The sequence below is a fragment of the Pseudonocardia sp. N23 genome (genome assembly GCF_002583555.1).
In the GTDB taxonomy this organism is placed as follows: Bacteria; Actinomycetota; Actinomycetes; order Mycobacteriales; family Pseudonocardiaceae; genus Pseudonocardia.
Map to the genome: position 1 here is coordinate 147,469 of NZ_BEGX01000001.1, position 22,431 is coordinate 169,899.

The following is a 22,431-nucleotide window of genomic DNA, read 5'->3' on the forward strand; positions in this document are numbered from 1 at the left end:
TCCGTCACGATGGTCTTTTCCTCACGACGGTTCTTCTCCCACGACGGTGTGGGCTCAGCGGAGGTACGGGTGGACGAGGTCGATCTGGTCGTCGTCGGGTTCGGCGGTGCGGGTGCCGCCGCGGCGATCACCGCGCACGACGCCGGTGCGACCGTCGTCGTGTGCGAGAAGCAGGCCGCGGACGCCCACACGCCCAGCACCCGGATGTCGGGCGGGCTCGTCATGGCCGTGGACTCCGCGCCCGACGGCGCCGCCTACCTCGACGCCTGCGCGGGCGGCATGGTGCCTGCCGACGTCACCGCCGCCTGGGCCGAGTCGGCCACCGACGTCCTCGACTGGCTGCGCAAGACCGCGGGGCTCACGTTCTCGTGCATCAACACCGCCGAGCATCCCGAGCTCCCCGGCGCGTCCGGGGTCGGGGTCCACCAGCCGGGCGATGCCGCGTTCCGGCTCGACCCGTCCGCAGGCGCGGGCGACGCGCTCTTCGCCGCTGTCGCCGCGGCCGTCCGTTCGCGAGAGATCGAGGTCCGCTGGTCGACGCCCGCGCAGCGGCTGATCGTCGAGGACGGGCGGGTCGTCGGGGTGCAGACCGCCGGCGGGCCGATCAGGGCGAGGCGCGGGGTCGTGCTCACCTGCGGCGGCTACGAGTTCGACGAGAACCTCAAGCGCGACAACCTCCGCGCCTACCCGGTGCACTTCTACGGCAACCCCGGCAACACCGGCGACGGCGTCCGCATGGCGCAGGCCGCAGGGGCCGGGCTGTGGCACATGAACTCGATGGTCGGCCGGGCGATCGGGCACTTCCCGCTGGAGTCGGCCGAGGGGGGATGGCTCAACTTCATCATCTCGATCGACCCGCCGGGACACGTGATCGCCGATCGTCACGGTGAGCGGTACGCCGACGAGACGATGCAGGCCCAGCTCCTGCACGGCTTCTACTACGAGATGCTGCGCTACGACTACGAGCGCGCCGAGTACAGCCGCATCCCCAGCTGGTGGGTCTTCGACGAACGCCGCCGCGCCGCGGGCCCGCTGACGTTGGCGCACATCGGCGCGGTGAAGGTCGGTCTCTACGACTGGAGCGCCGACAACTCCGCCGAGATCGAACGCGGCTGGATCGCCCGCGGGGACACCCCGTTCGAGGCCGCTGTGGCCGCGGGGATGGAGGACCCGGAGGCATTGGCGCGCAGCGTCGCCGAGTACAACGCCGCCTGCGCGGCCGGCGTCGACCCACTGGGGCGGGCCGCCGAGACCCTCGTCCCGCTCGACTCGCCGCCCTACTACTGCGTGCCGGTCTACCCGGGCGGGTCCAACACGTGCGGCGGCCCGGTCCGCGATGCCGGCAGCCGGGTCCTCGACCCCTACGACGTGCCGATCCCCGGGCTCTACGCCGCGGGGGAGCTGGGGCAGCCCGTCGGCATGCTCTACCCGGCCGACGGGGCCAACCTCTCCGAGGCCTTCTGCTTCGGCCGCATCGCCGCGACGACGGCGCTGTCGGACTGAGGCGGCGCACCGGCCCACCCCCGATTCCACGATCAAGGTGTTGCGACGATCCCAGGACCACACCTCAGTTGCGCGACTGTGCCGTTCGTTCGGGGAGGGGTCGGAACACGCGGGCCGCCAGCTCGCGGCGGCCGCGCACCCGGCCCTGTCGACGATCGACCCCTGGCGGTGCGGACGTCCCCTGCCTGCGTGACCTGTGAGCGGAGGGCTCAGCGCTCCAGGGACCGCCAGTCACCGCGTGGCGGGGTGTCGGAGGCCGGGTCGTTCACGTCGAACGGGCCCAGGCTCACGATGTAGAACTCGCAGCCCTCCGGACCGGCCGACTCCGACCCGTACGCGGTGCCGCCCTGCACCCAGCGCACGTCGCCGGGGCGGTAGGTGCCTTCGCCCTCCACGGAGAACTCGCCCTGGGTGATGACGTAGATCGTGTCCGAGGGGTGCCAGTGCGAGGGCGCTTTGTAGTCGGGGGCGAAGCGCGTGAGCATGAAGGTGTGCCCGGTCTCCGGATCGATGAGGGGCTTGACCGCCGCGCCCGGCGGGATGAAGCCCGTCTCGTCCTCGTACTCGACCCACGGCTGGTCGTCCACGTGGATGACCTGCATCTGGCCCAGCGGGTTGGTGGTCACGGACTGCCTCCTGGTGACGTCGTCGTCCCCGGACCGAGAACCGTCTGTGATGCGGATCACTCGGCTTGATGAGCCATATTGTTATCAGAGATTGGTGGTTGCGGCAACGCAGACGGGTCCGAACGAACAGGGGGGCGGCGGTCAGGCGTGGGCGCCCGGCTCCTGGCGGGGGACCCACTCCCAGGTGATCTCGGGGCGGTTCTCGATGACGGCGGCGTGGACGCGGCGCTCGGCGAACTGCCAGCCGTCACGGGTGTGGGCGAGGACGTCGATGTAGCGCAGGTGCGCCCGCCACTGGCGCCCCTCCCATTCCTCGTGGGAGGCGGTCACGTAGGTGACGGCACTGGCGCGGTCGGGGTCGGCGGGGTCGAAGACGACCCGGCTCTGCCCGAGCTGGTGGTGCGTTCGCCGGAACTGGGCCTGACCCCCGGCGATCCGCTCGCGCACCGCGTCGCGGCCGGTGACGAGCCCGCCGCGGCCGGGGCCGTAGTCGGTCACGCAGTCGGGGGTGAAGAGGGCGGCGACGGCGTCGATGTCGTACTCGTCGACGCGTTCGCAGTAGAGCGCCATCAGGTCGCCGATCGCCACGCGGTCCTCGATGCGCATCGTCAGGCCTCCTTGACTCGGGGCAGCACCTGTTCGCCGAAGGTGGCGAGCCGGGTCAGCTGGACGTCCGGATCGGGTTCGGGGAACAGCACCCGCAGGACGAGGTGCACGTTCGCCCAGTCACGCAGGCCGTGGAGCACCGCGCGCAGCCCGGCGACGACCGCGTCGACGTCGCCCGCGACCTGGACGTAGGAGTCGATGTCGCCGAGTGCCAGGCCCGCCGAGCCGGACGGGTCGCCGACCAGCCCCGCGTACACCGGCCGCCCCGCCTGGATCGACTCGTAGACCAGCTGTTGCGCGGTGAACCCCGCGCGGGCCGACGCGGCGCCGCCGCCGGGGGCGTCGAGCACGCAGGTGACGTTGACGGCCCGGGTGAACGACGGATCCGCCGGGTCGCGGACGGCGGCGAGCTGCGCGGACGCGGCATCGACGATGTGCGGTGCCCCGCGTCCGACGAGGTGCCCGTCAGCGATCCGTCCGGCGCGCGTGACCGCCGTGGCCGCGTACCCGCCGAGCCAGATCGGGACGGGCCGGGTGGGGGTCGGGGTGACGCGGACGTCGCGCAGCTCGAGCGCCGGAGACGAGAACGGGAGTCCGGTCCAGGCATCCCGCAGGGCGTCGACCAGCGCGGTCAGCCGGGTTCCTCTCGACGAGGGATCGACCCCGAACGCCCGGTACTCGTGCTCGGCGTAGCCCAGCCCGAGCCCGAGGACCAGCCGTCCGCCGGACAGCCGGTCGACGACGACCGCGTCCTCGGCGAGGCGCAACGGATGCTGCAGGGGCGCGAGGACGAGGCCGGTGCCGAGCTCGATGCGCGACGTCGCCGGCGCGAGCGCGGCCAGCAGTGTCAACGGGGAGGGGAGGTAGCCGTCGGGGAGCCCGTGGTGCTCGGTGACCCAGAACGAGTCGAAGCCCGCGTCCTCGGCGGCGACGGCGAGGGGGACGGCGTCGCGGTAGTCGCTGCCCTGACCGGTGTAGAGCCCGATCCCGACGCTGAGTCTCATCCCCGCCCGCCCGTCACCCCAGCACGTCCCCGAGCCGGGCCCGCCACACGCCGAGGTCCACGTAGTCGCGGAACGCCGTGATCAGCCCGGACGCGGGGTCGACCTCGACGACGCCGTTGCACTCGATGGCGTACTCGCGGCCGTCGATGCGGAAGCGGTCGACGCGCTCGAGCCAGGCACGGGTCTCGCCGTAGCTCGCGGTGACGATCTCCCACTCGACGTACTCGGCCCGGTCCAGAATGGGCGCGAGCAGGGCTTTCACCCCCGCCGGTCCGGTGACCGGCGGGTGCGGCATGTTCGCGTACGTCGCGTCGGGGGAGAAGCAGGCGGCGGCCGCGTCGGCGTCACCGGCGCCCACGGCGGCGAGGAAGCGTGCCACGACCTCTCGGGTGCTCACCCTTCGAAGACCACCGGGTAGGACGAGAAGTGGTCACGCGCGGAATGCGGGTCGCGCTGCGGTGCGCGCTCCGGGTCGGGACGCCCACCGGCGCCGAGCAGCGCGTCGAGCATCAGCGTGACGGTGCCGAGGACCTGGTCGTGGGCCTCGTCCGGGGACGGCGCCTTCTCCGAGGACGGGACCCCGCCCGCCAGCTCCGTCCCGATGCACGCGTGCATCCCGCCGCCGAAGGCGTGCCCCCAGCGCGGCACCTCGGCGGGGACCTCGCGCAGCGGGTCGAAGACGTCGGGGCGGTCGAAGACGGCGGGGTCGCGGTTGGCGGCGGCGAGGTCGAGGACGACCGACGAGCCCTCCGGGATCTCGGTGCCGCCCTTCAGCGTGATCGGCGCGAGCGCGCGGCGCTGGGCGACGGGGCTCGCGGGGTGGAGCCGCAGGGTCTCGTAGACGCAGCGTTGCAGGACGGCCGGATCCTTCCGGGCCTGGGCCGCGGCAGCGGGGTCGCGCTGCGCCCACGCGAAGTAGTCGTCGGCGGCATGGGTGAACGCGTCGGCGGTGGAGTGCGAACCGGCCTGCAGGTAGAAGGCGCACTCGCGGCGCAGGATGTCGTCGTCGATGTCGAGCTCGTCCCAGTTGCGCAGCAGCGCGGTGAGTACGTCGCGCGGCAGGTCGTCCTCGGTGATCTCGCCTGCCTCCAGCTGCGCGAGCAGGGCGCGGCGGCGGGTGATCGAGGGCTGCAGGAACACGGCGTCGAAGTCGTCGAGGGCCTGCTGCACCTCGGCGCGCACGACCTCGGGGTCGCGGGTGGTGTGCACGAGGGTGGCGCCCTCGGAGAACTTCTTCGCGAACCGGTACAGCGCGTCGGTCTCCTCGACCGAGCCCGTGGGCTGGTCGAGTCCGGCGACCATCGCGGTGAGGTTCATGATCGTGCGGTAGCCGAGCTCCTGCAGGTCGGCCCGCCCCGCCGCGGCGAACGGTGCCAGGGTGTCGCGCACGACGTCGCGCAGGAACGCCTTCTCCCAGTAGCGGAACGTCCCGCGGCGGAACAGCCGGTTCTCGACGCGGCGCCGCTTGCGGTGGTCGGATCCGTGCAGCACGAGCAGGCAGTCGGCCATGACGACGCCACCGGCGTCGTAGAGGGCCTGCTCGAGGTCGTGCTGCCGGAACGCCTCGCGGACGTCGGCGAAGCCGTCGAGGGTGATCGTCTGCATCGGCGTGTCCCTGTCCGGAGGTTCGGCGTGATACTTCTAACGACGCTATCAACTGGCAGTGGGGCCGTCCAGGCTCCTCCGAGGTCGTTGAACGGAGTGGGCCATGGAATTCGGCGTCCTGATGATGGAGGCCGTGACGTCGGCGGGCCAGTGGCGTGACCGGGCGCGACGGATGGAGGACGACGGCCTGTCGACGCTGCACGCCACCGACCACTTCGACCGCGCCCCGGTCAGCCCGCTCGTGGCGCTCGCCGCGGCGGCCCAGGTCACGAGCCGGATCCGGCTGGGAACCCTGGTGCTCAACAACGACTTCCGCACGCCGGCCGTGCTGGCCAAGGAGATCGCGTCGCTGTCGGTGCTGTGCGACGGCAGGCTCGAGATCGGCGTCGGCGCCGGCTGGATGGACGACGACTACGAGGTCTCCGGCATCGTCCGCGAACCCGCGGGCCGGCGGATCGACCGGCTCGGCGGCACCCTCGAGCTGCTCCGGGCCCTCTTCCCGCGCGACGGCGTCGCGACCGCGGCAGTGGACCTCGACGCGCCGGGTGTCGCCGTCCGGGACCTGCGCAACATCCCGGCGCCGACGTCGTCGCCGCGGCTGTTCGTCGGTGGTGGCGGGCGGCGGGTGCTGGGCCTGGCCGGGCGGACGGCCGACGTTGTCGGGATCAACTTCGACGTCCGCGAGGGCAGGCTCGGGGCACACGCCACGGCGTCGGCCACCGCGGCCGCGACCGACGAGAAGGTCGCCTGGGTGCGGGCCGCGGCCGGCGATCGCGATCCGCTGCTGCACCTGGTCGCGTACTGGTCGGAGGTCACCGAGGACCCGGAAGCCGCGGCGGCCCGGCGGATCGCCGCGCTCGGCCTGGACCTCACCCCCGACGAGCTGCTGGCCTCGCCGCACGCGCTGATCGGGCCGGCAGGTGCGGTGGCCGAACGGCTCGCCGAGCTGCGGGAACGCTGGGGTTTCGGGTACGTGTCGTTCTACGAGCAGGACCTGCCGTCGATGCTGCCGGCGCTGCACCGCTTCTCGTGAGCCGGACCCCGACCCGCCCAGGACTCCGACGAGAGCCGGACCCGACGTGAGCCGGACCCGACGTGAGTCGGACCCCGACGTGAGCCGGAGCCCGGTGGACCTGAGTCCGACCCCCGGCAGGCCGGGGCGGAGCGGTGGGGCTCGGACGGCCGATCCAGGGGCCCGCGAAGACGTCGTTAGGGGGTTGACGCCGCTGCCTCGGCAGGAGAGGGTCTGGTGACCCCGCTCACCTCGTCGAAAGGCGGTCGCCGTGCCCGAGACCCACGACGCCGACGTCGTCGTCCTCGGTACCGGTCCCGCGGGCATGGCCGCCGTGTCGGCCGCCGCGGCCGACGGTGCGCAGGTCCTGGCGGTCGAGGCGATGGACCACATCGGCGGCAACGCGGTCTGGTCCACCGGTTACCTGGCCTTCGTGAACTCCGGGATGCAGGCCGAGCAGGGGATCGTCGACAGCGAGGAGGCCTTCGTCGCCGACGCGCGGCACATGGTCGACCTCGCACGCGACCAGTTCGGCGTCGAGTGGGACGAGGCGCTGGTGCGGCTCTACGCCCGCGAGTCGGCCGAGACCTACCGCATCCTGACCGACCGGGGAGTCCGGTTCAGCCGGTTCATCCCGCGGCCCAAGCAGCACACCGTCGACCGGATGGCCGCCGTCGAGGACACCTGGATGATCGGCCGCGCGTTCCGCGAGGACTTCGAGCGCGACAACGTCACGACGCTCTACCGGACCCTCGCCGACCGGCTCGTCGTCACCGACGGCCGGGTGACCGGGGTCCTGGCGCACCGGGCTGACGCCCCCGGCGAGACGATCGAGATCACCGCGCGGCGCGGCGTGGTGCTCGCCACCGGCGGCTACCAGTCCAACCCGGAGCTGCGGCGGCGCTACCAGCCCGAGTTCGTCGCCCGCGCCCCTTACCTGGGGGTCGACTCCTGCCGCGGGGCGGGCCATCTCATGGGCCAGGCCGTCGGCGGGGACCTGATCAACATGACGTTCGTGCCGCCGCTGGTGATCGTGTCGTCGTCGGTCGTCGAGGACGCGATCGCGGTCAACGAGTCCGGCGAGCGGTTCCACGACGAGGCCGGCCCCTACGAGGAGCGTGTCGAGAAGCTGCACGCCCAGCCGGGGCGGCGGGCCTGGTACGTCGTCGACGACGTCGTCGCCCGTGAGAAGGCGGGCCTGATCGGGCAGATGCCCGAACCGGCCGTGCAGGCCGACACCCTCGACGCCCTGGCCGTGACGATCGGCGTCCCCGCCGCTGCGCTGGCCGCCACCGTCGACCGCTGGAACGCCTTCCTCGACACCGACGCCGACGTCGATCCCGACCACGGCCGCGTCGTGCTGCCGCCCGGGCGCCGCCGGTGCACGACCGGGCCGTTCACCGCCGTCCCGATGATCGAGGGCGTCAACTTCTGCTGCGGTGGCTTCCGGACCACGACCGACATGCAGGTCGTCGACGTCTTCGGCGCCCCCATCCCGGGCCTGTTCGCCGGCGGCGACTGCGTCGGCGGGCTCAACCCGGTCTCCGACCTCGGCGGCATCCACATCTGCGGCGGCCTGACCCTGGGCCGGATCGCGGGGCGGGCCGTCGCCCGTGGTGTCGAGGACCGCACCGACCACGGCAGCGTGATGCACGCCGGGATGCCGAGCATGCTCGACACGCGGATCGCGCTCGTGCATCTCGACCCGCAGCACGAAGGACAGCCCACCCCCTGAGCCGGGCGGGTCCCAGAGTCGTGGCCCGCCCACCCCCCACCACGAGGAGCAACACATGTCCGTCGGAGTCCTGTTCACCCAGGGGCTGGTCACCGGCGACCCCCACACAGTGCTCGGGGAGATCCTGGAGCAGGCGGAGGCCGCCGACCGGCTCGGCTTCTCGCACGCCCTGACCACCGAGCACAAGTACTCCGACGAGTACTTCGGCTCGCCGCTGCACCTGTCGTTCGCCATCGCCGCGCGGACACGGAACGTCAAGGTCGGTACGGCCATCGCGATCGCGCCGCTCTACAACCCGATCGAGCTCGCCCAGGACTCCGCGATGCTCGACCAGCTCTCGGGCGGGCGCGCCTGGCTGGGCCTCGGCGTCGGCTACATGCCTGTCGACTACTCGACCGTCGGCGTGTCCTGGGACGACCGCGCGCAGCGGTTCGACGAGACCGTCCGCATCCTGCGCGAGGCCCACACGAAGGACCGCTTCTCCTTCGCCGACGAGGTCTACTCGTTCGACGACGTCTCCGTCATCCCCCGCCCTGCCCGTGCCGAGGGTGTCCCGCTGCACCTCGCCGCCTGGACGCCCGGTGGGCTGCGCCGCGCAGGGCGCCTCGCCGACGGCTGGATCACCAACGCGCTCATGTCGCTGGACACCATGACCGCGATGGCCGACCAGTACCGGGCCGCCGCCGCCGCGGCGGGCGGGCGCGACCCGCACGTCACGTCGATCCGGTTCTGCTGGCCCTACCGCGACCGCGAGGCGGCACTGGCGAAGTTCGGCGACACCGCGCTCGCCATGGCGCGCACCCTGTTCGACTACGGCGCCATCACCGACCTGCCCGGTGTCACCTCGTCGGACCAGATCACCCTCGACGAGTTCGTCCGTGACCGCTTCGTGTTCGGCACCCCCGACGAGTGCGTCGACACCATCGGCCGGTTCCGCGACCAGGCCGGGGTCGACGACTTCCTGATGATCTTCCGGTACCCGACCGGGCCTGACAACGGCGCCGTCCTGGAGGCCATGGAGCTGTTCGGGACCGAGGTGCTGCCGCAGCTGGACACCGCGACGGTCCAGGCATGACCGCACAGCGCCCGCTGCGGGTCGGGGTCGTCGGTGCGAGCTACGCCTCCGGCACCCACCTGCCCGTCTACGCCGAGCTCGCCGCCGCGGGCATCGTCGAGCTCGTCGCCGTCGCGACCGCCCACCGCGAGACGGCCGACGCCGTCGCCGCGAAGTTCGACGTCCGCCGCGCCCACGTCGGCTTCGAGGCGCTGTGCGAGGACCCCGACGTCGACCTCGTCGACGTCGCGACCCGGCCCAGCCGGCACAAGGACATGACGCTCGCCGCCATCGCCGCCGGCAAGCACGTGCTGTGCGAGGCCCCGCTCGCGCCCACCGTCGACGACGGGCTGGCCATGGCCCGCGCCGCCGCCGCCGCCGGGGTCTGCGGCGTCGTCGACATGCAGTCGCGGTTCCGGCCCGGGATCGCCGAGCTGCGCCGGCTCGTACTCGACGGCTACGTCGGACGCGTCGACAACGTTGCGGCACAGGCGTTCTATCCGACGTTCACGGTGCCGGCGGCGGTCGCGTCGTCCAGGTGGTGCGCCGACGCCACCGATGGCGCCAGCTCGCTGCGCGTCCACGGCCTGCACACCGCCGACGTCCTGCGCTGGACGTTCGGCGAGCTCACCGACGTCACGGGCACCGCCGCCACCCGCCGGTCCGACTGGTCCGGCCCCGACGGCCCGATCCCCGCCACCAGCGCCGACAGCGCCGCCTGGACCGCACGGACCGCCGACGGCGCCGTCGTCTCCGTCCACAGCTCGTGGGTCGCGCCGTTCGGCGCCGGCTGGCGGCTGGTCGTGCACGGCTCCGAGGGCGTGCTCGTCGCCGAGGCCGCGGGCCACACCGGGCACTTCCCCGTCGGGCTGCGCGGGGCGCGGCTCGGCGACGACGGACTGCGCCCGCTCGTCGCCGCGGACGGCGGACCGACCGAACCGTTCGCCCTGCTCGTCCGCAGCCTCGCCGCGGGCGACACCGACGACATCCCGACCTTCGACGACGGGGTGGCCGCGCTGCGCGTCGCCGCTGCCGTCGACTCGGAGGCCTTCGCAGCAGGGGAACCCGGAGCACAGGATTTCGCAGCCGTGCCCACCACCACGGAGGAACCATGACCGCAGTCGCCGAGGACGCCGCGGCCTCGACGATCGTGCTGAGCACCTTCGCCGACGCCAAGGACGCCTACCGCAGCAAGGACCTGCGCCAGTCGCTCTACGACGAGGGCGAGGTCGTCATGTCCGACGTGCTCGTCAACCTGCACGGGCGCGAGCACCGCGACCGCCGCCGCGTCGAGAACCGGATGTTCCGCCGCGACGTCTTCGAGCGCTACGAGCGCGAGCTGTTCCCCGAGGTCACGGTGCAGACGCTGGCGCCCTACCTCGACGCCGGCCGGGTCGACCTCGTCCACCTCGGCCACGAGCTCATGCTCAACCTGTCGGCGCTGACCGCGGGCATCGACCGCCCGCTCGGCACGGCCGAGGAGACGAAGCGGCTCTTCGACTACAACGCCAAGTTCATCGAGGGCGCGACGTTGGCGCACTCCACCGGCGACAAGGCGGCGCTGTCACGCGAGATCGCGCAGGCGTTGGAGGAGTGGGACGAGGAGTTCCTCGCGCCCTCGATCGCGCGGCGGCTCGACCTGCTCGCGCGCGAGGCCGCGGGGGAGGACGTCGACGTCCCGCGCGACGTGCTCGCCACCCTGCTGCGCCACCGCGACGAGCTGGAGCTGCCGCAGCACGTCATCCGCCGGGAGGTGGCGTTCTTCCTGCTCGCGGGCGCGCACACGTCCGCGACCGCGTTCGTCCGCGCGATCGACCACATCCTCGGCTGGCTCGATGAGCACCCGGCCGACGAGGCGAAGGTCCGCGACGACGCCCTGTTCGTCCAGCGCTGCATCCACGAGACCGTGCGGCTCAACCCCTCGAGCCCGACGGGCCGGCGCATCGCCCTCGCGCCGGTCACGCTGAAGTCGGGGCAGCACATCCCCGAGGGCGCGACGGTCGTCATCGACCTGCAGGCCATCAACCGCGACACCAGCTTCTTCGGTGCCGACGCCGCCGACTTCGACCCGACCCGCACCATGCCGCCGGGCGTCGCGCCGTTCGGGCTGAGCTTCGGCGGCGGCATGCACGTCTGCATCGGGCAGGACCTGGCCGCGGGTGTCGTCGCCGGACCGGGCACGGATCCCGACGACCACCTGCACGGCCTGGTCACCGGGGCCGTGCGGCACATGTTCGGGGTCGGGGTCCGTCGCGACCCCGACAACGCGCCCCAGCGCGACGCCGCCACCGCCCGCCCCTACTGGGGCACCTACCCCGTCCTGCTCGGGGGTGGATCGTGACCTACCGGATCGGTGTCGACGCCGAGGTCTGCATGAGCTCGGGCAAGTGCGTCGCCGACGCCCCCGGCCTCTTCCGTTTCGACGACGACGAGATCGCCGAGATGATCCCCGGGGCCGAGCAGCCGCACGACGAACGCATCCTCGACCTCGCCCGCGCCTGCCCCTCGGGCGCGCTGGTCGTGACGGACGCGGACTCGGGCGAGGAGATCGACGTCAACTGAGCCGTTCCGGGGTCGGACGTGGCACGACCGGCGCCCGCCAGGAATTGCACGATCGGCACAGTGGCGCACCTGAACGGCGTGACTGTGCCGTTCGTGCAACCGGGAGATGTTCGGCGGGTGCGCGCGCGGGAAGGAAGGATGCAGCGCATGGACTTCGGGATCGCGGGGAAACGGGCGGCGGTGGCCGCGGCGAGTGCGGGGCTGGGGTATGCCGGCGCGGCGGCGCTCGTCGCCGAGGGCGCGCGGGTGACCATCTGCAGCTCCGATGCCGACCGGGCCCGTGCCGCCGCGGAGAAGCTGGGCGGCGGCACGGAGTGGCTGGTCGCCGACCTGCGCGGCCCAGAGGGGGCGACGGCGTTCGTCGAGGGCGCGGCCGAGCGGATGGGCGGGGTCGACATCCTCGTCGTCAACGGGCCGGGCCCGGCGCCGGGTGCCGTCACCGAGGTCCCGCTCGACGCCTACCAGGCGGCGCTGGACCGCAGCCTGCTCGCCGTCGTCGCGATGTGTCTCGCCGCGACGCCCGGGATGCGCGAGCGCGGGTGGGGGCGGGTCGTCGCGATCACGTCGCTGGGGGTGCGCCAGCCGTACATGAACCTGGCGCTGTCCAACACCGCACGCTCCGGCGCGACGGGCTTCCTGCGCACGCTGGCCCGGGAGATCGCGGGCGACGGCGTCACCGTCAACTCGGTCCAGCCGGGCCTGCACGAGACCGACCGGATCACCGGCGTCTACGGCACGGAGGGCCCGGCGCTCGACGGCGCGCTCGCCGACGTCCCCGCGGGCCGCCTCGGCAGCCCGGCCGACTTCGGCGCGGTCGTCGCCTTCCTGTGCTCGCAGCAGGCGGGCTTCCTCACCGGCGCCGCTGTGCCCGTCGACGGCGGGGCCTACCAGGCGCTGCTCTGACCCGCATCCGGCGACGAGCGCGGCGGGGGGTCGGCGAGCAGGGCGGCGCAGAGCATCTCGCCGGCCCACGCCTGCACCCGCCGAGGGGGCCAGCCGCGGCTCGTGAGCAGGTGGTAGGTGTCGAGGCCGTGGAGAGCTTCGATCATGTCGACGGCGTCGTCGAGGTCCAGGCCCGGGCGTAGCGCGCCGAGCTCGGCGAGCCGGCCCGCGCACACGCGGAACGCCGTCTTGCGCTGCTCCTCGTTGACACGCCACTGCTCGGCCATGTCCGGGTCGACGGCCGCGGTGTCGCGCACGACCCGCATGATCGGCGCGACCCGCTCGTAGATGGTGCGGCCGACCTCGCACCAGGCCGCGATCACCGCGGCAGGGGTGGCCTCGTCGGCGGCCGCGCGGACCTGCGGGCGGTCCAGCACGGCGACGGGCTCGTCGTCACCGACGGCCGCGACGTCGACGACCTCCTTGAGCACGGTGCGCTTGTTCCCGAAGTGGAAGTAGATGGTCTGCACCGCGACGCCGGCGCGCTGGGCGACCTCCTCGAGCGTTGTCGGCACGTAGCCCTGTGCGACGAACAGCTCCCCGGCCGCCGTGACGATCCGTCGCCGCGTCTCCCGCGCCCGCGCGCTGCGTCCGGTGCCGCGGCGCCCGGTGCCCTTGACAGGTCTCCCCACAAGGCTGGACTCTAACGCTAGAGTCCAACTACAAGGTTCGGGAGGTCGGCCATGGAGGCACGGCTGAACGGGTTCCACCACGTCAAACTGCCGGTGAGCGACGTCGCACGCAGCCGGGACTGGTACTGCCGGGTGCTCGGCTACACGGTCGACATCGAGTTCGTCGAGGACGGCGTTCTCGCCGGCGTCGGCCTCGCCGACCCCGGGCGCACCGCGGGCATCGCCCTGCGCGGGGATCCGGACCGGGCCGTGGCGATGAAGGGCTTCGACGCCTTCGCGCTGGGCCTGCCGTCCGTGGCGGAGGTGGCGCGCTGGCGGGAGCGGCTCGACGCACTCGGCGAACCCCACGGCGGAGTGGTCACCGGAGCGCGTGGCGGCTCGGTGCTGGTCGGGCTGCACGACCCGGACGGCATCGAGATCCGCCTCTACGCCGATCCCGACGACGCGCCGACCTCCGGCGGGCCCGGTCCTGCCGGTGCTGATGGCGGCGGTGCGTGAAGGACACGCTCGAGGCGATCGCCACGGCGGTCGGCGCCCACGCCGCGGGCGACGACGTGCTCGCCCGTATCGAGGTCCCCGTGCTGCTGGTAGCCGGCGCCGGCCTCGCCCCCCGTCGCGTGCGCCGACGGAGTGCTCCGATCACTCGGGCCACGCGCTGTTCCGGATGATCTCGACGAAGTCCGTCCGGCGGAAGGACGGGTCGAAGTGCGCGAGCACGTCGTCGTTCATGGTCCCGAAGGTGGTGTCCGGCCGGTCGACCATGCCGTCGTTGAAGGCCCGCAGGATCCGGTTCTTGAAGTCCGGACGCGGGTGGGCGGCGACGACCTGGGCGCGCTGCTCGTCGGTGATCTCGTGCAGGTCCAGCCCCAGGACGTCGGTCTCCACGCCCAGGGTCACGACGGTGACCTCGGGGGTGAGGTACTGCGGAACCTCGGGGGTGGTGTGCAGTGCGATGCCCAGCCACACGGCGCGGGCCTCGGCCGGGGATGCGCCGTGCGCGAGCAGGAAGTCCTGGGCGACCTCCGCGCCGTCGATCTCGAACCGGCGGTCCCGGGTGCGGTAGGTGTCGGTGAGCCCGAGATCGTGGAAGAGCGCGCCGACGTAGGCGAGCTGAGGGTCGACCTCGAGCCCCCGCGCCGCGGCCTTGAGCGAGCCCCAGAGGAACACACGGCGGGAGTGGTGGAACAGGGTGTCGTCGGCGGCGGCGCGGACGAGGTCGGTGGCCTGGCGGACGAGGTCGGTGTCCGGGATGCCGATCCCGGCGATCGTCTCCGGCATTGGGTGCCTCCTGGAGCTGCTCGTGTGTACTGGACTGGTTCCAGTCTTGCGAGCGGTATGCGGTGTGCCCACCGCGAGGCCTGCCGGGCGCCCCACAGATCCGGACATGGCACGCCCGCCGGTGTCAGGGCGTGCGGCGGGGCTCCGCGGCGCGCCGCGTCGTGCCGAACCGTGCCCGGTACTGGCTCGGCGACAGGCCGAGCCGGCTGACGAAGGTGCGCCGCATCGTCTCCGCGCTGCCGAACCCCGACCGCCGGGCGACCTGCGCGACACCGTGCCCGTCCGCGAGCAGGGCCTGGGCGTGCTCGAGCCGGACCTGCTCGACGAACCTGGCCGGGGTGGACTGCAGCTCCGTGGCGAACATCCGGGCCAGCTGGCGCGGACTGACCCCGACCCGGGCGGCGAGGGCGTGTGCGCTGTGGTCGAGGTCGGGCCGGGCGGCGACCAGGTCGACCACCGTGCGCAGGCCGGCGGTGCGGGGAGGGCGCCGCTGCAGGGGCGCCGAGAACTGGGACTGCCCGCCCGGGCGCTGCATGAACATCACCAGGTCGCGGGCCACCGTGCGGGCCAGCTCGGGCCCGTGGTCCTGCTCGACGAGCGCGAGCGCGAGGTCGATCCCGGCGGACACCCCGGCCGAGGTGAAGACCCCGTCGTCCTCGACGAACAGCGCGTCCGGCTCCATCCGGACCAGCGGGTGGGTCCGGGCCAGCAGCGCGGCGTGCTGCCAGTGGGTGGTGGCCCGCCGACCGTCGAGCAGACCGGCCGCTGCGAGGGCGAACGAGCCGGTGCAGATCGACACGACGCGGCGGCTGCGGGGCGCCAGCTCCCGGACCGCACCGACCAGCTCCGGCGCGACGGGCTCCTCGGCGAGCACGTCACCACCGGCGACGATCACGGTGTCGGGATCGGGGGCGGAGCCGGGGCAGCCGTCCACGGGCAGCTCGAGCCCGATCGAGGTCCGCACCGGCCTGCCCGAGGGCGAGACGTAGCGGAGCCGGTAGCGGGCACCGAACCGGTGGGCGTCGGCGAAGACCTCGGCGGGGCCGGTGACGTCGAGCATCTTCACGCCGTCGAACACGACGAAGACGACGTCGCGGGCATCAGGCCCGCCGGGGTCGCCGTGTCCGCCTGACATGGCGTCGCCGCCCCCTCGCCCGGACGCCGGTCGTCCGGGCACCAGTGTCGCAGCCGGTCCCCGGGCGCGCCGCCTCGTAGGCGACGCCCCGGGGGCCGCTCACGGGTCAGAGGCGCAGCAGGCGGGCGGCGTTGGCGGAGAGGGTGGGGCCGAGGTCGCCCGCGGGGTGTTCGCCCGCGCCGGAGTCCCAGCCCGCGAAGTTGGTCCCGAACACCAGGCGCTCGGTTCCCGCGTGGCTGACGAGTAGGTCCAGCGACTCCCCGTCGTGCACGTGGGTGTCGAACCAGATGCGCTTGTAGTAGTGGTCGAACCCGTTGTCGCGCAGGGCCTTGCTGGCCCACGGGCGCTTCTCGACGGCGCGCGCGAACCGGCCCGACACGAAGGCCGCGGCTCCACCGCCGTGGGAGATGCAGACGTCGAGACCCGGGTGGCGCTCCAGCACCCCGCCGAAGACGATCGCCGCGACGGCGAGGGTCTCCTCGTAGGCGAAGCCGAACGTCAGGTCGAGGTCGAAGCGGCGCAGCCGCACGTCGTCGGCCGGGCCGTTCTTCCCCAGGGGGGACGGGTGCGCGAACAGCGGGGCGTTCAGGTCGACCAGTGCCTCGTAGAGCGGGTCGAGCTCGGGGTCGTCGAGGGTGCGCCCGGCGGGGTCGGTGTCGATGTAGACGCCGGGCATGCCGAGGTCGCGGACGGCGCGGCGGGCCTCGGCCACGGATGCGGTGATGTCCTGCACCGGCAGCTGCGCCGTCGCGAGCAGCCGCCCCTTGTGCTTGCCGACCAGCTCCGCCAGCCCGTCGTTGTGCTTGCGCGCGAACTCGGTCGCGGCGTCGGCGGGGAGGTCGTTGAAGTAGGTGATCGGGTTGGGGGACAGCACCTGCAGGTCGATCCCGGCGGCGTCCATCGCGGCGAGCCGGACGTCGACGTCCATGAACGGGCTGCCCGCGTACTTGACGCCCATGAGCCGGTACTCGCCGACGCGGTAGAACGGGACGCCGTCGTCGGTGGCGCCGAGCTCGGGGCCGGCGGCGCCCGCCGCTCCCTCGGTGAGCTCCAGGACGGCGTGCGCGTGCACGTCGATGATGCGGGCCTCAGACATGCGACATCCGCTCCAGCTGCTCCTCGGTGAACGCCAGGGACCGGGTCAGCGGGCAGGCCGCCAGGAAGCGCACCTGGTCCGACGTCCGCTGCTTGTGCTCGGGGATCGGGGTGACGAGGTCGATCCGCTTGCCCGCCTTGATGACCTCGACGATCTTGTCCTTCTGCTGCAGGACGCGGACGTCGGCCAGCGGGTCGCCGTCGACGATCAGGACGTCGGCGATGCGGCCGTGCTCGAGCGTGCCGAGGTCGTCCTCCATGCGCATCGCGAACGCGCCGTTCTTCGTCGCCGCGACGATGGCCTCCATGGGCGTCATCCCCATGTACTCGACGAACATCTCCAGCTCGCGGGCGTGCCACTCGCCGACGGGCGTGACGGCGAACCCGGTCTCGGAGCCGGTCAGGAACGTCACCCCGGCGGCGTGGGCCTTGGTGAGCTGCTTGGCCGTCACCTCGATCTCGGCGCGGAACACGTCGAGCAGCTCCGGCGCGGTGCCGACCTTCGCGCCGTAGTCGGCCAGGTTGCCCAGCAGCGTGAACGTCGGGCACATCGCCGAGCCGGCCTCGATGACCGCCTCGATGGCCTCGTCGTCGAGGTAGGAGGCGTGGTAGATCAGGTCGACGCCCGCGCGCGCGGCGTCGCGGGTGGAGTCGGAGTTGCGGCAGTGCGCGACGACCTTGGTGTTGAGCTCGTGCGCGGTGTCGCAGACCGTCCGCAGCTCGTCGATGTTCCAGACCTTGACCTCGGGGCCCTTCATCGACGGGATCAGCCCCGTCACCATGATCTTGATCCAGTCGACGCCGTACTTGATCTGGCGGCGGATCTCGTTGACCATCACGTCCCGGCCGGAGACGACCGTCGCGTAGCCGGTGGTGCCCTCGTCCTTGATCATCCGCCCGGCGGTGCCGCCGAGCATCGTCATCAGGGCCTGGCCGCCGGCGCGCATCCGCGGGCCCTCGACGATGCCGGCCTCGATCGCGTCGCGCAGCTCCACACCGATGTTCCACAGGCAGTCCGCGTCGAGCACGCTCGTCACGCCCGCCCGCAGCACCTTGCGTGCGTTGTAGGCCGAGAGCATCGAGCTGTAGGCCTCGGTGCGGTGGTTGAACAGCTCGTCGTTGCCCGTGGGCTCGCCGAACGTGAGATGGGTGTGCGCGTCGATCAGTCCGGGCATGACGGTGCGCCCGGTCGCGTCGATCCGCTCGTCGACACCGTTGGTCTCGGCATCGTCGACGGCCTGCTGCCCGAGTGCGGTGACCCGGCCGTCGCGGAGCAGGACGGCCTCGCCGCGGCGGGCCGGCGAGCCGGTCCCGTCGATGAGCGTGCCGCCACTGATGAGGATGCTGCCACTCACGGCGCCTCCCGGAACGTCGTCGTAACTGGGGTTCGATCCGTGTCGCGAGAACCGCCGTAAGAAGACTGACGACTAGTCCCGCCCTGTGGTCAGTGTCGCACACTGGACGGGGACGCGGGGAGCCCCTGTCGGACGGTCGAAGTGGGTGGATCGTACCGATTCGTGCAGGCCTGTGACGTCGGCACAGCATCGGGTGTGTAGACGGCGGCTCGGTGCGCCACTAGCGTCGTCAGAAAGCCAACGCCGCCCACCGGGCCGGGTCGATCCGGGCGGGCGCGAGCGACGACGGAGGTCGGCCGTGAGGAACGAGTGGGCCGTGGTCACCGGCGCGGGCAACGGCATCGGTGCCGTCATCGCCCGCAACGCCGTCAAGGAGGGATACCGGGTCGCCGCGTGGGACGTCGACGGTGATGCTGCCGCCGCCGTCGCCGCCGACCTGGGGGGCGCGTGCGTCGCGGCGACCGTCGACGTCACCGACGAGGACTCGATCGCCGCCGCCGTCGCGGACCTGCCCGCGGCGCCCACGCTGCTGGTCAACAACGCCGGGATCGCGCGCTTCGGTCCGCTGCTGACGCTGGCCGCCGCCGAGTGGCGCGCCGCCGTCGAGGTCAACCTGACGGGCACGTTCCTCGTCGGAAGGGCGGTCGCCGCCCGGATGATCGAGGCCGGCGGTGGCGCGATCGTCAACATGGCGTCGATCAACGGTCTGGCCGCGGCTCCCAACGCGGGCGCCTACACCGCCTCCAAGGCCGGCATCGTCATGCTCACCGAGCACATGGCCATCGAGTGGTCGCCCCTGGGCGTGCGGGTCAACGCCGTCGCCCCGGGCCTGATCAACGCCGGGATGTCCGACGCCGTCAACGCCGACCCCGAGGTGCGCAAGCTGCGCGAGGGCCGGGTCCCGCAGGGCCGCCTCGGCACCGCCGACGACATCGCCGACGCCGTGCTGTTCCTGGCCTCGGCCAAGGCGTCCTACATCTCCGGGCAGACGATCGCCGTGGACGGCGGCATCATCAAGGGAGCGCTGGCGTCGCTGCCGCGGCCGAAGGCGGTCGACTCGGTGGGCGTCAGGTAGCCCGCGCGACCAGCGACGACCCGGCGGGGGAGTGCCGCGTCGCGACGTGCGGATGCGACGATGGGCCCATGTCGCAGCAGAGCGTGATCGAGGAGCTGCAACGCCTCGGGATGTCGGGCTACGAGGCCAAGGCGTACGTCGCCCTGGTCGGTGCCGGCACACCGCTCAACGGCTACGAGGTCGCCAAGCGTTCCGGGGTGCCGCGCAGCACCGTCTACGAGACGCTCGCGAAGCTCGTCGTGCGCGGCGCCGCCTACGAGGTCCGGGCCGGTGAGGCCAGCGTCGGCTACATCTCGCTGCCGCCGTCGGCGCTGCTCGACCGGATGCGGCGCGACTTCGACAGCTCCATCGACGCGCTGCGCGAGGCGCTGCCCCAGGTGGCCTCGCCGCCGCAGGTCCGCCTGGTGCACAACCTGTCCGACCGCGAGTCGCTGCTCGCCCGCGCCGAGGACGTCGTCGCCGCGGCCCGCAACGACCTGTTCCTCTCCGGTTGGCCGGCCGAGATCGAGCCGCTCAAGCCCGTCGTGCGCCGCGCCGACGCCGAGGGTGTCGACGTCTCGGTCGTCATGTTCGGCGACGACCCGGACCCGGTCGGCACCACGATCCCGCACCGCTTCTCGACGCCCGAGGTGGCGCTGGAGAACCTGGGCTGCCGGCTGCTCGTCGTGGCCGCGGACCGGGAGCAGGCCGTCATCGGCGGCGTCGTCAACGGCGACGCGTGGGGCGTCTACACCGACGACCCGGCCGTCGTCCTCGTCGCGGTGGAGTACGTGCGCCACGACATCGCGATGCACCTGATCGCCGAGAAGTTCTCCCCGGAGGACTTCGAGTCGTTCTGGACCTCCGACCCCGCGCTGCGCCGGCTGCGCGCCGACCACGGCATCCCGGCGGCGCTGCTGGCCCGCGGGCCCGTCGGCACGTCGGCGACGACGCCGCCGCGACGCGGACGGCGCGGCAACAACTAGCACGGCTCAGCCGGTCTGCATGGCGGCGCGCGCGTCCGCGGTCACCTTGCGGCAGCGCGCGAAGCACAGCACGCTCGCGGCGACGAGCACGAGGCTCACGCCCCAGCCCAGCCCGTAGCCACCCGTCGCCTTGACCGACAGGCCGAACAGCGGGGCGCTGAGCAGTGCGCCCAGGTAGTAGCCGGCCATCGTCGCGCCCGAGGCCCGCCCGACCAGGTGCGGTGCGGTGGCCACGACCGCGGCGTGCATCAGCCCGATCGCCGTGAGCTGCGCGAGGCTGCCGACGACGAGCCCGGCCGTCATCGCGACCGGCCCGGCGACGATCCCCAGCCACAGCAGCCCGACGCCGACCGTGGCCGCGCCCGTCAGCAGCACGACGGGACGGACCCGGTCGCCGCCGATGCGGTCGGCCCTTCCGGCCAGCACGATCATGGCGACGACGGCGAACGCCGACCCGATCGAGGCCAGCGCGCCCGCCGTCGCGACCGACATCCCGCCCACCTCGTCGAGGTAGGAGACGGTCCAGGAGTAGATCGGCTGGGTGCCGGCGATCAGCAGGAACGCGGCCACCGGGTACCAGCCGAAACCGACGGGCAGCCGGACCCGCCGCGTCGTGCCCGGTCCGTCGCCGACGAGGTCGTGGGCCTCGACGACGGCCGCCGCCGGGTCACCCGCGCTGCGCGCCGCGGGGAGCAGCCGGAAGCAGAGCACCCCGACCACGAGGACGACGGGCACCACGACGGCGAGCACCGGCCGCCAGCCGAACGCCGCGGCGGCGCCGACCCCGACGAGCGACTGGACCGCCCCGACGGCCGGGACTCCCGCGGTGCGGACCGCCATCGCGATGCCGTGCCGGGCCGGCGCGATGCTCGCGGCGACGGCCATGTTGGTGCCCGCGTTGGCCAGCGCGTACCCGGCTCCGGTGAACACGGCCATGACCAGCAGCGACGCGTAGGTCGGGACCAGCACCGCGAGCGCCAGCCCGGCCGCGACCATCAGCAGGTCGATCCCGACGGCCTTGTGCGCACCGATCCGCTCGGCCCACGCACCACCGACCGTCGACGCGAGGCCCGTCGCGCCGAAGAACACCCCGATCAGCACGCCGAGGGCGGGTTTGGAGATGCCGAGGTCGGCCTCGAACAGCGGGCCGAGGTAGCCGAACAGGAAGCCGGGGATGCTGCCGAGCCCGATCGCGATCGTCGCGACGGTGAGCACCACCCCGCCGCGGTGCGTCCGCGGCCCGTCGTTCACGCGTCAGCCACGGGTCGTCCAGGCGATCGCCCGGCGCACCATCTCGCGGTGCTCGGGGACCTCGTAGGACGGGACGTGATGGCCCAGCGCGTCGTAGACGACCCGGCCGCCGCCGTGCTCGCGCGCCCACAGCAACGGCTGCGCGGGACCGGCGTCGTCGCCGGGGCGACGTGCGGCCAGCAACGGCTCGATCCCGGGCCGCATCTGCAGGTCGCTGTAGACCTCGTCGAGGATCCGGAAGTCGTCGAGACCGTCGACGAGCGGGTGCGACGCCGTGACCGCGACCTCGACGTCCGGGCCCAGCGGCGGGTGCGACGACGACCCCCACACCCACGCCCCGCCCAGCGTGTCGCCCCAGTCGGTCCAGTCGTCGAAACAGATGCTCGCGGTGTGCATGCCGAGCACGCCCCCACCGGCGGCGAGGTGCGCGGCGAGTGCCTCACGCGCAGCCGGCGACGGGCTGACACCCTCTTCGGCGGCGGCTGCTCCGCGGTAGCGCTCGGGCGTCTGCGGCCCCGTCATCGACCACCGCAGCGCGTTGACGACGAACAGCCCCGCGCCGGGCAGCGCCGACAGCGCGGAGTCGACGCCCGCGGTCCCGGTGTGCACCTCGACCTCGGCGCCCTCGCCCTCGAGCAGCGCGGCCAGACACGCTGTCGTCGCGGGGAAGTCGTGGGTGAGGCCTCCGGACAGTACGACGGCGCGCACGGTCACCTCCGACGGCGTGAGGGTTCTGACGACTACTTCTCAGGGACCCTAGCCGTCGGACATCTCGTCCGGCAGTCCCGGCTCGTCGTGTCGGCGAGGGTGTGGAGGCTGACGATCCATTTCGAGAGCAATGCTCTTGACGGGGGTCGTTGCGCTATGTGGGCCGGCGGCCGCGCACGACGACGCCCGCCGACCCTCACAGCAAGGTCGGCGGGCGTCGGGGTGGGGCTGAGGTCAGACGGCGGCCTTCGTGGTGCCGTTGCCGTTGTGCTCGACGACGGGCGCGCT

23 protein-coding genes are annotated in these 22,431 nt (G+C 73.0%); 11 read left to right on the forward strand and 12 right to left on the reverse strand.

Going from position 1 to position 22,431, the window contains the following annotated elements; genetic code table 11:
- Nucleotides 1-69: 69 nt before the first annotated feature.
- The gene (locus TOK_RS00700) at nt 70-1,503 is read left to right on the forward strand and encodes an FAD-dependent oxidoreductase (RefSeq protein ID WP_172457331.1); all 1,434 of its coding nucleotides are present in this window, start codon (nt 70-72) and stop codon (nt 1,501-1,503) included.
- Between the two features lie 209 nt (nt 1,504-1,712).
- On the opposite strand, the gene TOK_RS00705 is transcribed toward TOK_RS00700, so the two are convergent.
- From TOK_RS00705 to TOK_RS00725, 5 genes are all read right to left on the reverse strand, one after another.
- Nucleotides 1,713-2,129, reverse strand: a complete 417-nt coding sequence (locus tag TOK_RS00705; RefSeq protein ID WP_098955774.1) for a cupin domain-containing protein — start codon at nt 2,127-2,129, stop codon at nt 1,713-1,715.
- Between the two features lie 141 nt (nt 2,130-2,270).
- The gene (locus TOK_RS00710) at nt 2,271-2,735 is read right to left on the reverse strand and encodes a nuclear transport factor 2 family protein (RefSeq protein WP_098955775.1); all 465 of its coding nucleotides are present in this window, start codon (nt 2,733-2,735) and stop codon (nt 2,271-2,273) included.
- 2 nt (nt 2,736-2,737) lie between these two features.
- Nucleotides 2,738-3,739 (reverse strand): LLM class flavin-dependent oxidoreductase, encoded by a 1,002-nt coding sequence (locus TOK_RS00715; protein ID WP_098955776.1) that lies wholly within the window; start codon nt 3,737-3,739, stop codon nt 2,738-2,740.
- A gap of 13 nt (nt 3,740-3,752) precedes the next feature.
- Nucleotides 3,753-4,136, reverse strand: coding sequence for a nuclear transport factor 2 family protein (locus TOK_RS00720; protein ID WP_098955777.1), 384 nt, complete (start codon nt 4,134-4,136; stop codon nt 3,753-3,755).
- Complete coding sequence (locus TOK_RS00725; protein ID WP_098955778.1) at nt 4,133-5,344, reverse strand: cytochrome P450; 1,212 nt, start codon at nt 5,342-5,344, stop codon at nt 4,133-4,135. The genes TOK_RS00720 and TOK_RS00725 overlap by 4 nt, the downstream gene beginning before the upstream one ends.
- A 103-nt stretch (nt 5,345-5,447) precedes the next feature.
- Between TOK_RS00725 and TOK_RS00730 the strand changes: the two genes are divergently transcribed.
- The 7 genes from TOK_RS00730 (at nt 5,448) to TOK_RS00760 (ending at nt 12,610) form a co-directional block, all read left to right on the forward strand.
- Nucleotides 5,448-6,377: a TIGR03621 family F420-dependent LLM class oxidoreductase gene (locus tag TOK_RS00730; protein WP_098955779.1), complete on the forward strand. Its 930-nt coding sequence runs from the start codon at nt 5,448-5,450 to the stop codon at nt 6,375-6,377.
- A gap of 250 nt (nt 6,378-6,627) precedes the next feature.
- Entirely contained in the window at nt 6,628-8,091 is a 1,464-nt protein-coding gene (locus tag TOK_RS00735) for an FAD-dependent oxidoreductase (protein WP_098955780.1), read from the forward strand.
- 55 nt (nt 8,092-8,146) lie between these two features.
- Complete coding sequence (locus tag TOK_RS00740; RefSeq protein ID WP_098955781.1) at nt 8,147-9,166, forward strand: LLM class flavin-dependent oxidoreductase; 1,020 nt, start codon at nt 8,147-8,149, stop codon at nt 9,164-9,166.
- Complete coding sequence (locus tag TOK_RS00745; RefSeq protein ID WP_253258099.1) at nt 9,163-10,260, forward strand: Gfo/Idh/MocA family protein; 1,098 nt, start codon at nt 9,163-9,165, stop codon at nt 10,258-10,260. The genes TOK_RS00740 and TOK_RS00745 overlap by 4 nt, the downstream gene beginning before the upstream one ends.
- Nucleotides 10,257-11,486: a cytochrome P450 gene (locus tag TOK_RS00750; RefSeq protein WP_098955782.1), complete on the forward strand. Its 1,230-nt coding sequence runs from the start codon at nt 10,257-10,259 to the stop codon at nt 11,484-11,486. Before TOK_RS00745 ends, TOK_RS00750 begins: the two co-directional genes overlap by 4 nt.
- A complete protein-coding gene (locus TOK_RS00755; protein ID WP_098955783.1) occupies nt 11,483-11,707 on the forward strand; it encodes a ferredoxin in 225 nt (74 codons plus the stop codon). The genes TOK_RS00750 and TOK_RS00755 overlap by 4 nt, the downstream gene beginning before the upstream one ends.
- Nucleotides 11,708-11,854: 147 nt before the next feature.
- A complete protein-coding gene (locus TOK_RS00760; RefSeq protein WP_098955784.1) occupies nt 11,855-12,610 on the forward strand; it encodes an SDR family oxidoreductase in 756 nt (251 codons plus the stop codon).
- On the opposite strand, the gene TOK_RS00765 is transcribed toward TOK_RS00760, so the two are convergent.
- Nucleotides 12,592-13,281, reverse strand: a complete 690-nt coding sequence (locus TOK_RS00765) for a TetR/AcrR family transcriptional regulator (protein WP_098955785.1) — start codon at nt 13,279-13,281, stop codon at nt 12,592-12,594. The genes TOK_RS00760 and TOK_RS00765 overlap by 19 nt on opposite strands.
- Nucleotides 13,282-13,332: 51 nt before the next feature.
- Here TOK_RS00765 and TOK_RS00770 point away from each other — a divergent pair, with 51 nt between their 5' ends.
- Entirely contained in the window at nt 13,333-13,779 is a 447-nt protein-coding gene (locus tag TOK_RS00770) for a VOC family protein (RefSeq protein ID WP_098955786.1), read from the forward strand.
- 141 nt (nt 13,780-13,920) lie between these two features.
- Here the strand turns inward: TOK_RS00770 and TOK_RS00775 are convergent, their stop codons facing one another.
- The 4 genes from TOK_RS00775 to TOK_RS00790 form a co-directional block, all read right to left on the reverse strand.
- Entirely contained in the window at nt 13,921-14,559 is a 639-nt protein-coding gene (locus TOK_RS00775; protein ID WP_098955787.1) for an HD domain-containing protein, read from the reverse strand.
- Between the two features lie 124 nt (nt 14,560-14,683).
- Nucleotides 14,684-15,694, reverse strand: a complete 1,011-nt coding sequence (locus TOK_RS00780; RefSeq protein WP_098955788.1) for a GlxA family transcriptional regulator — start codon at nt 15,692-15,694, stop codon at nt 14,684-14,686.
- Nucleotides 15,695-15,800: 106 nt separating this feature from the next.
- Nucleotides 15,801-16,790: an amidohydrolase family protein gene (locus TOK_RS00785; protein ID WP_098955789.1), complete on the reverse strand. Its 990-nt coding sequence runs from the start codon at nt 16,788-16,790 to the stop codon at nt 15,801-15,803.
- Nucleotides 16,783-18,144 carry an amidohydrolase family protein gene (locus tag TOK_RS00790; RefSeq protein WP_098955790.1) on the reverse strand — a complete coding sequence of 454 codons (1,362 nt, stop codon included), beginning with the start codon at nt 18,142-18,144 and terminating at the stop codon, nt 16,783-16,785. Before TOK_RS00790 ends, TOK_RS00785 begins: the two co-directional genes overlap by 8 nt.
- 298 nt (nt 18,145-18,442) lie before the next feature.
- Between TOK_RS00790 and TOK_RS00795 the strand changes: the two genes are divergently transcribed.
- Both TOK_RS00795 and TOK_RS00800 read left to right on the forward strand, forming a co-directional pair.
- The gene (locus TOK_RS00795; protein ID WP_098955791.1) at nt 18,443-19,219 is read left to right on the forward strand and encodes an SDR family NAD(P)-dependent oxidoreductase; all 777 of its coding nucleotides are present in this window, start codon (nt 18,443-18,445) and stop codon (nt 19,217-19,219) included.
- Between the two features lie 68 nt (nt 19,220-19,287).
- Nucleotides 19,288-20,184: a TrmB family transcriptional regulator gene (locus tag TOK_RS00800; protein WP_098955792.1), complete on the forward strand. Its 897-nt coding sequence runs from the start codon at nt 19,288-19,290 to the stop codon at nt 20,182-20,184.
- A 6-nt stretch (nt 20,185-20,190) separates the two neighbouring features.
- On the opposite strand, the gene TOK_RS00805 is transcribed toward TOK_RS00800, so the two are convergent.
- Both TOK_RS00805 and TOK_RS00810 read right to left on the reverse strand, forming a co-directional pair.
- Nucleotides 20,191-21,435: an MFS transporter gene (locus tag TOK_RS00805; RefSeq protein WP_098955793.1), complete on the reverse strand. Its 1,245-nt coding sequence runs from the start codon at nt 21,433-21,435 to the stop codon at nt 20,191-20,193.
- 3 nt (nt 21,436-21,438) lie between these two features.
- Nucleotides 21,439-22,143: a ThuA domain-containing protein gene (locus tag TOK_RS00810; RefSeq protein WP_098955816.1), complete on the reverse strand. Its 705-nt coding sequence runs from the start codon at nt 22,141-22,143 to the stop codon at nt 21,439-21,441.
- Nucleotides 22,144-22,431 lie beyond the last annotated feature (288 nt).

Excerpts from the sequence above, each read along its gene's own strand:
- TOK_RS00730 (WP_098955779.1), top strand. The coding sequence starts at position 5,448 with ATGGAATTCGGCGTCCTGATGATGGAGGCCGTGACGTCGGCGGGCCAG.
- TOK_RS00725 (WP_098955778.1), bottom strand. The coding sequence starts at position 5,344 with ATGCAGACGATCACCCTCGACGGCTTCGCCGACGTCCGCGAGGCGTTC.
- TOK_RS00775 (WP_098955787.1), bottom strand. The coding sequence starts at position 14,559 with ATGCCGGAGACGATCGCCGGGATCGGCATCCCGGACACCGACCTCGTC.
- TOK_RS00750 (WP_098955782.1), top strand. The coding sequence starts at position 10,257 with ATGACCGCAGTCGCCGAGGACGCCGCGGCCTCGACGATCGTGCTGAGC.
- TOK_RS00780 (WP_098955788.1), bottom strand. The coding sequence starts at position 15,694 with ATGTCAGGCGGACACGGCGACCCCGGCGGGCCTGATGCCCGCGACGTC.
- TOK_RS00770 (WP_098955786.1), top strand. The coding sequence starts at position 13,333 with ATGGAGGCACGGCTGAACGGGTTCCACCACGTCAAACTGCCGGTGAGC.
- TOK_RS00785 (WP_098955789.1), bottom strand. The coding sequence starts at position 16,790 with ATGTCTGAGGCCCGCATCATCGACGTGCACGCGCACGCCGTCCTGGAG.
- TOK_RS00800 (WP_098955792.1), top strand. The coding sequence starts at position 19,288 with ATGTCGCAGCAGAGCGTGATCGAGGAGCTGCAACGCCTCGGGATGTCG.
- TOK_RS00760 (WP_098955784.1), top strand. The coding sequence starts at position 11,855 with ATGGACTTCGGGATCGCGGGGAAACGGGCGGCGGTGGCCGCGGCGAGT.
- TOK_RS00710 (WP_098955775.1), bottom strand. The coding sequence starts at position 2,735 with ATGCGCATCGAGGACCGCGTGGCGATCGGCGACCTGATGGCGCTCTAC.
- TOK_RS00740 (WP_098955781.1), top strand. The coding sequence starts at position 8,147 with ATGTCCGTCGGAGTCCTGTTCACCCAGGGGCTGGTCACCGGCGACCCC.
- TOK_RS00715 (WP_098955776.1), bottom strand. The coding sequence starts at position 3,739 with ATGAGACTCAGCGTCGGGATCGGGCTCTACACCGGTCAGGGCAGCGAC.
- TOK_RS00745 (WP_253258099.1), top strand. The coding sequence starts at position 9,163 with ATGACCGCACAGCGCCCGCTGCGGGTCGGGGTCGTCGGTGCGAGCTAC.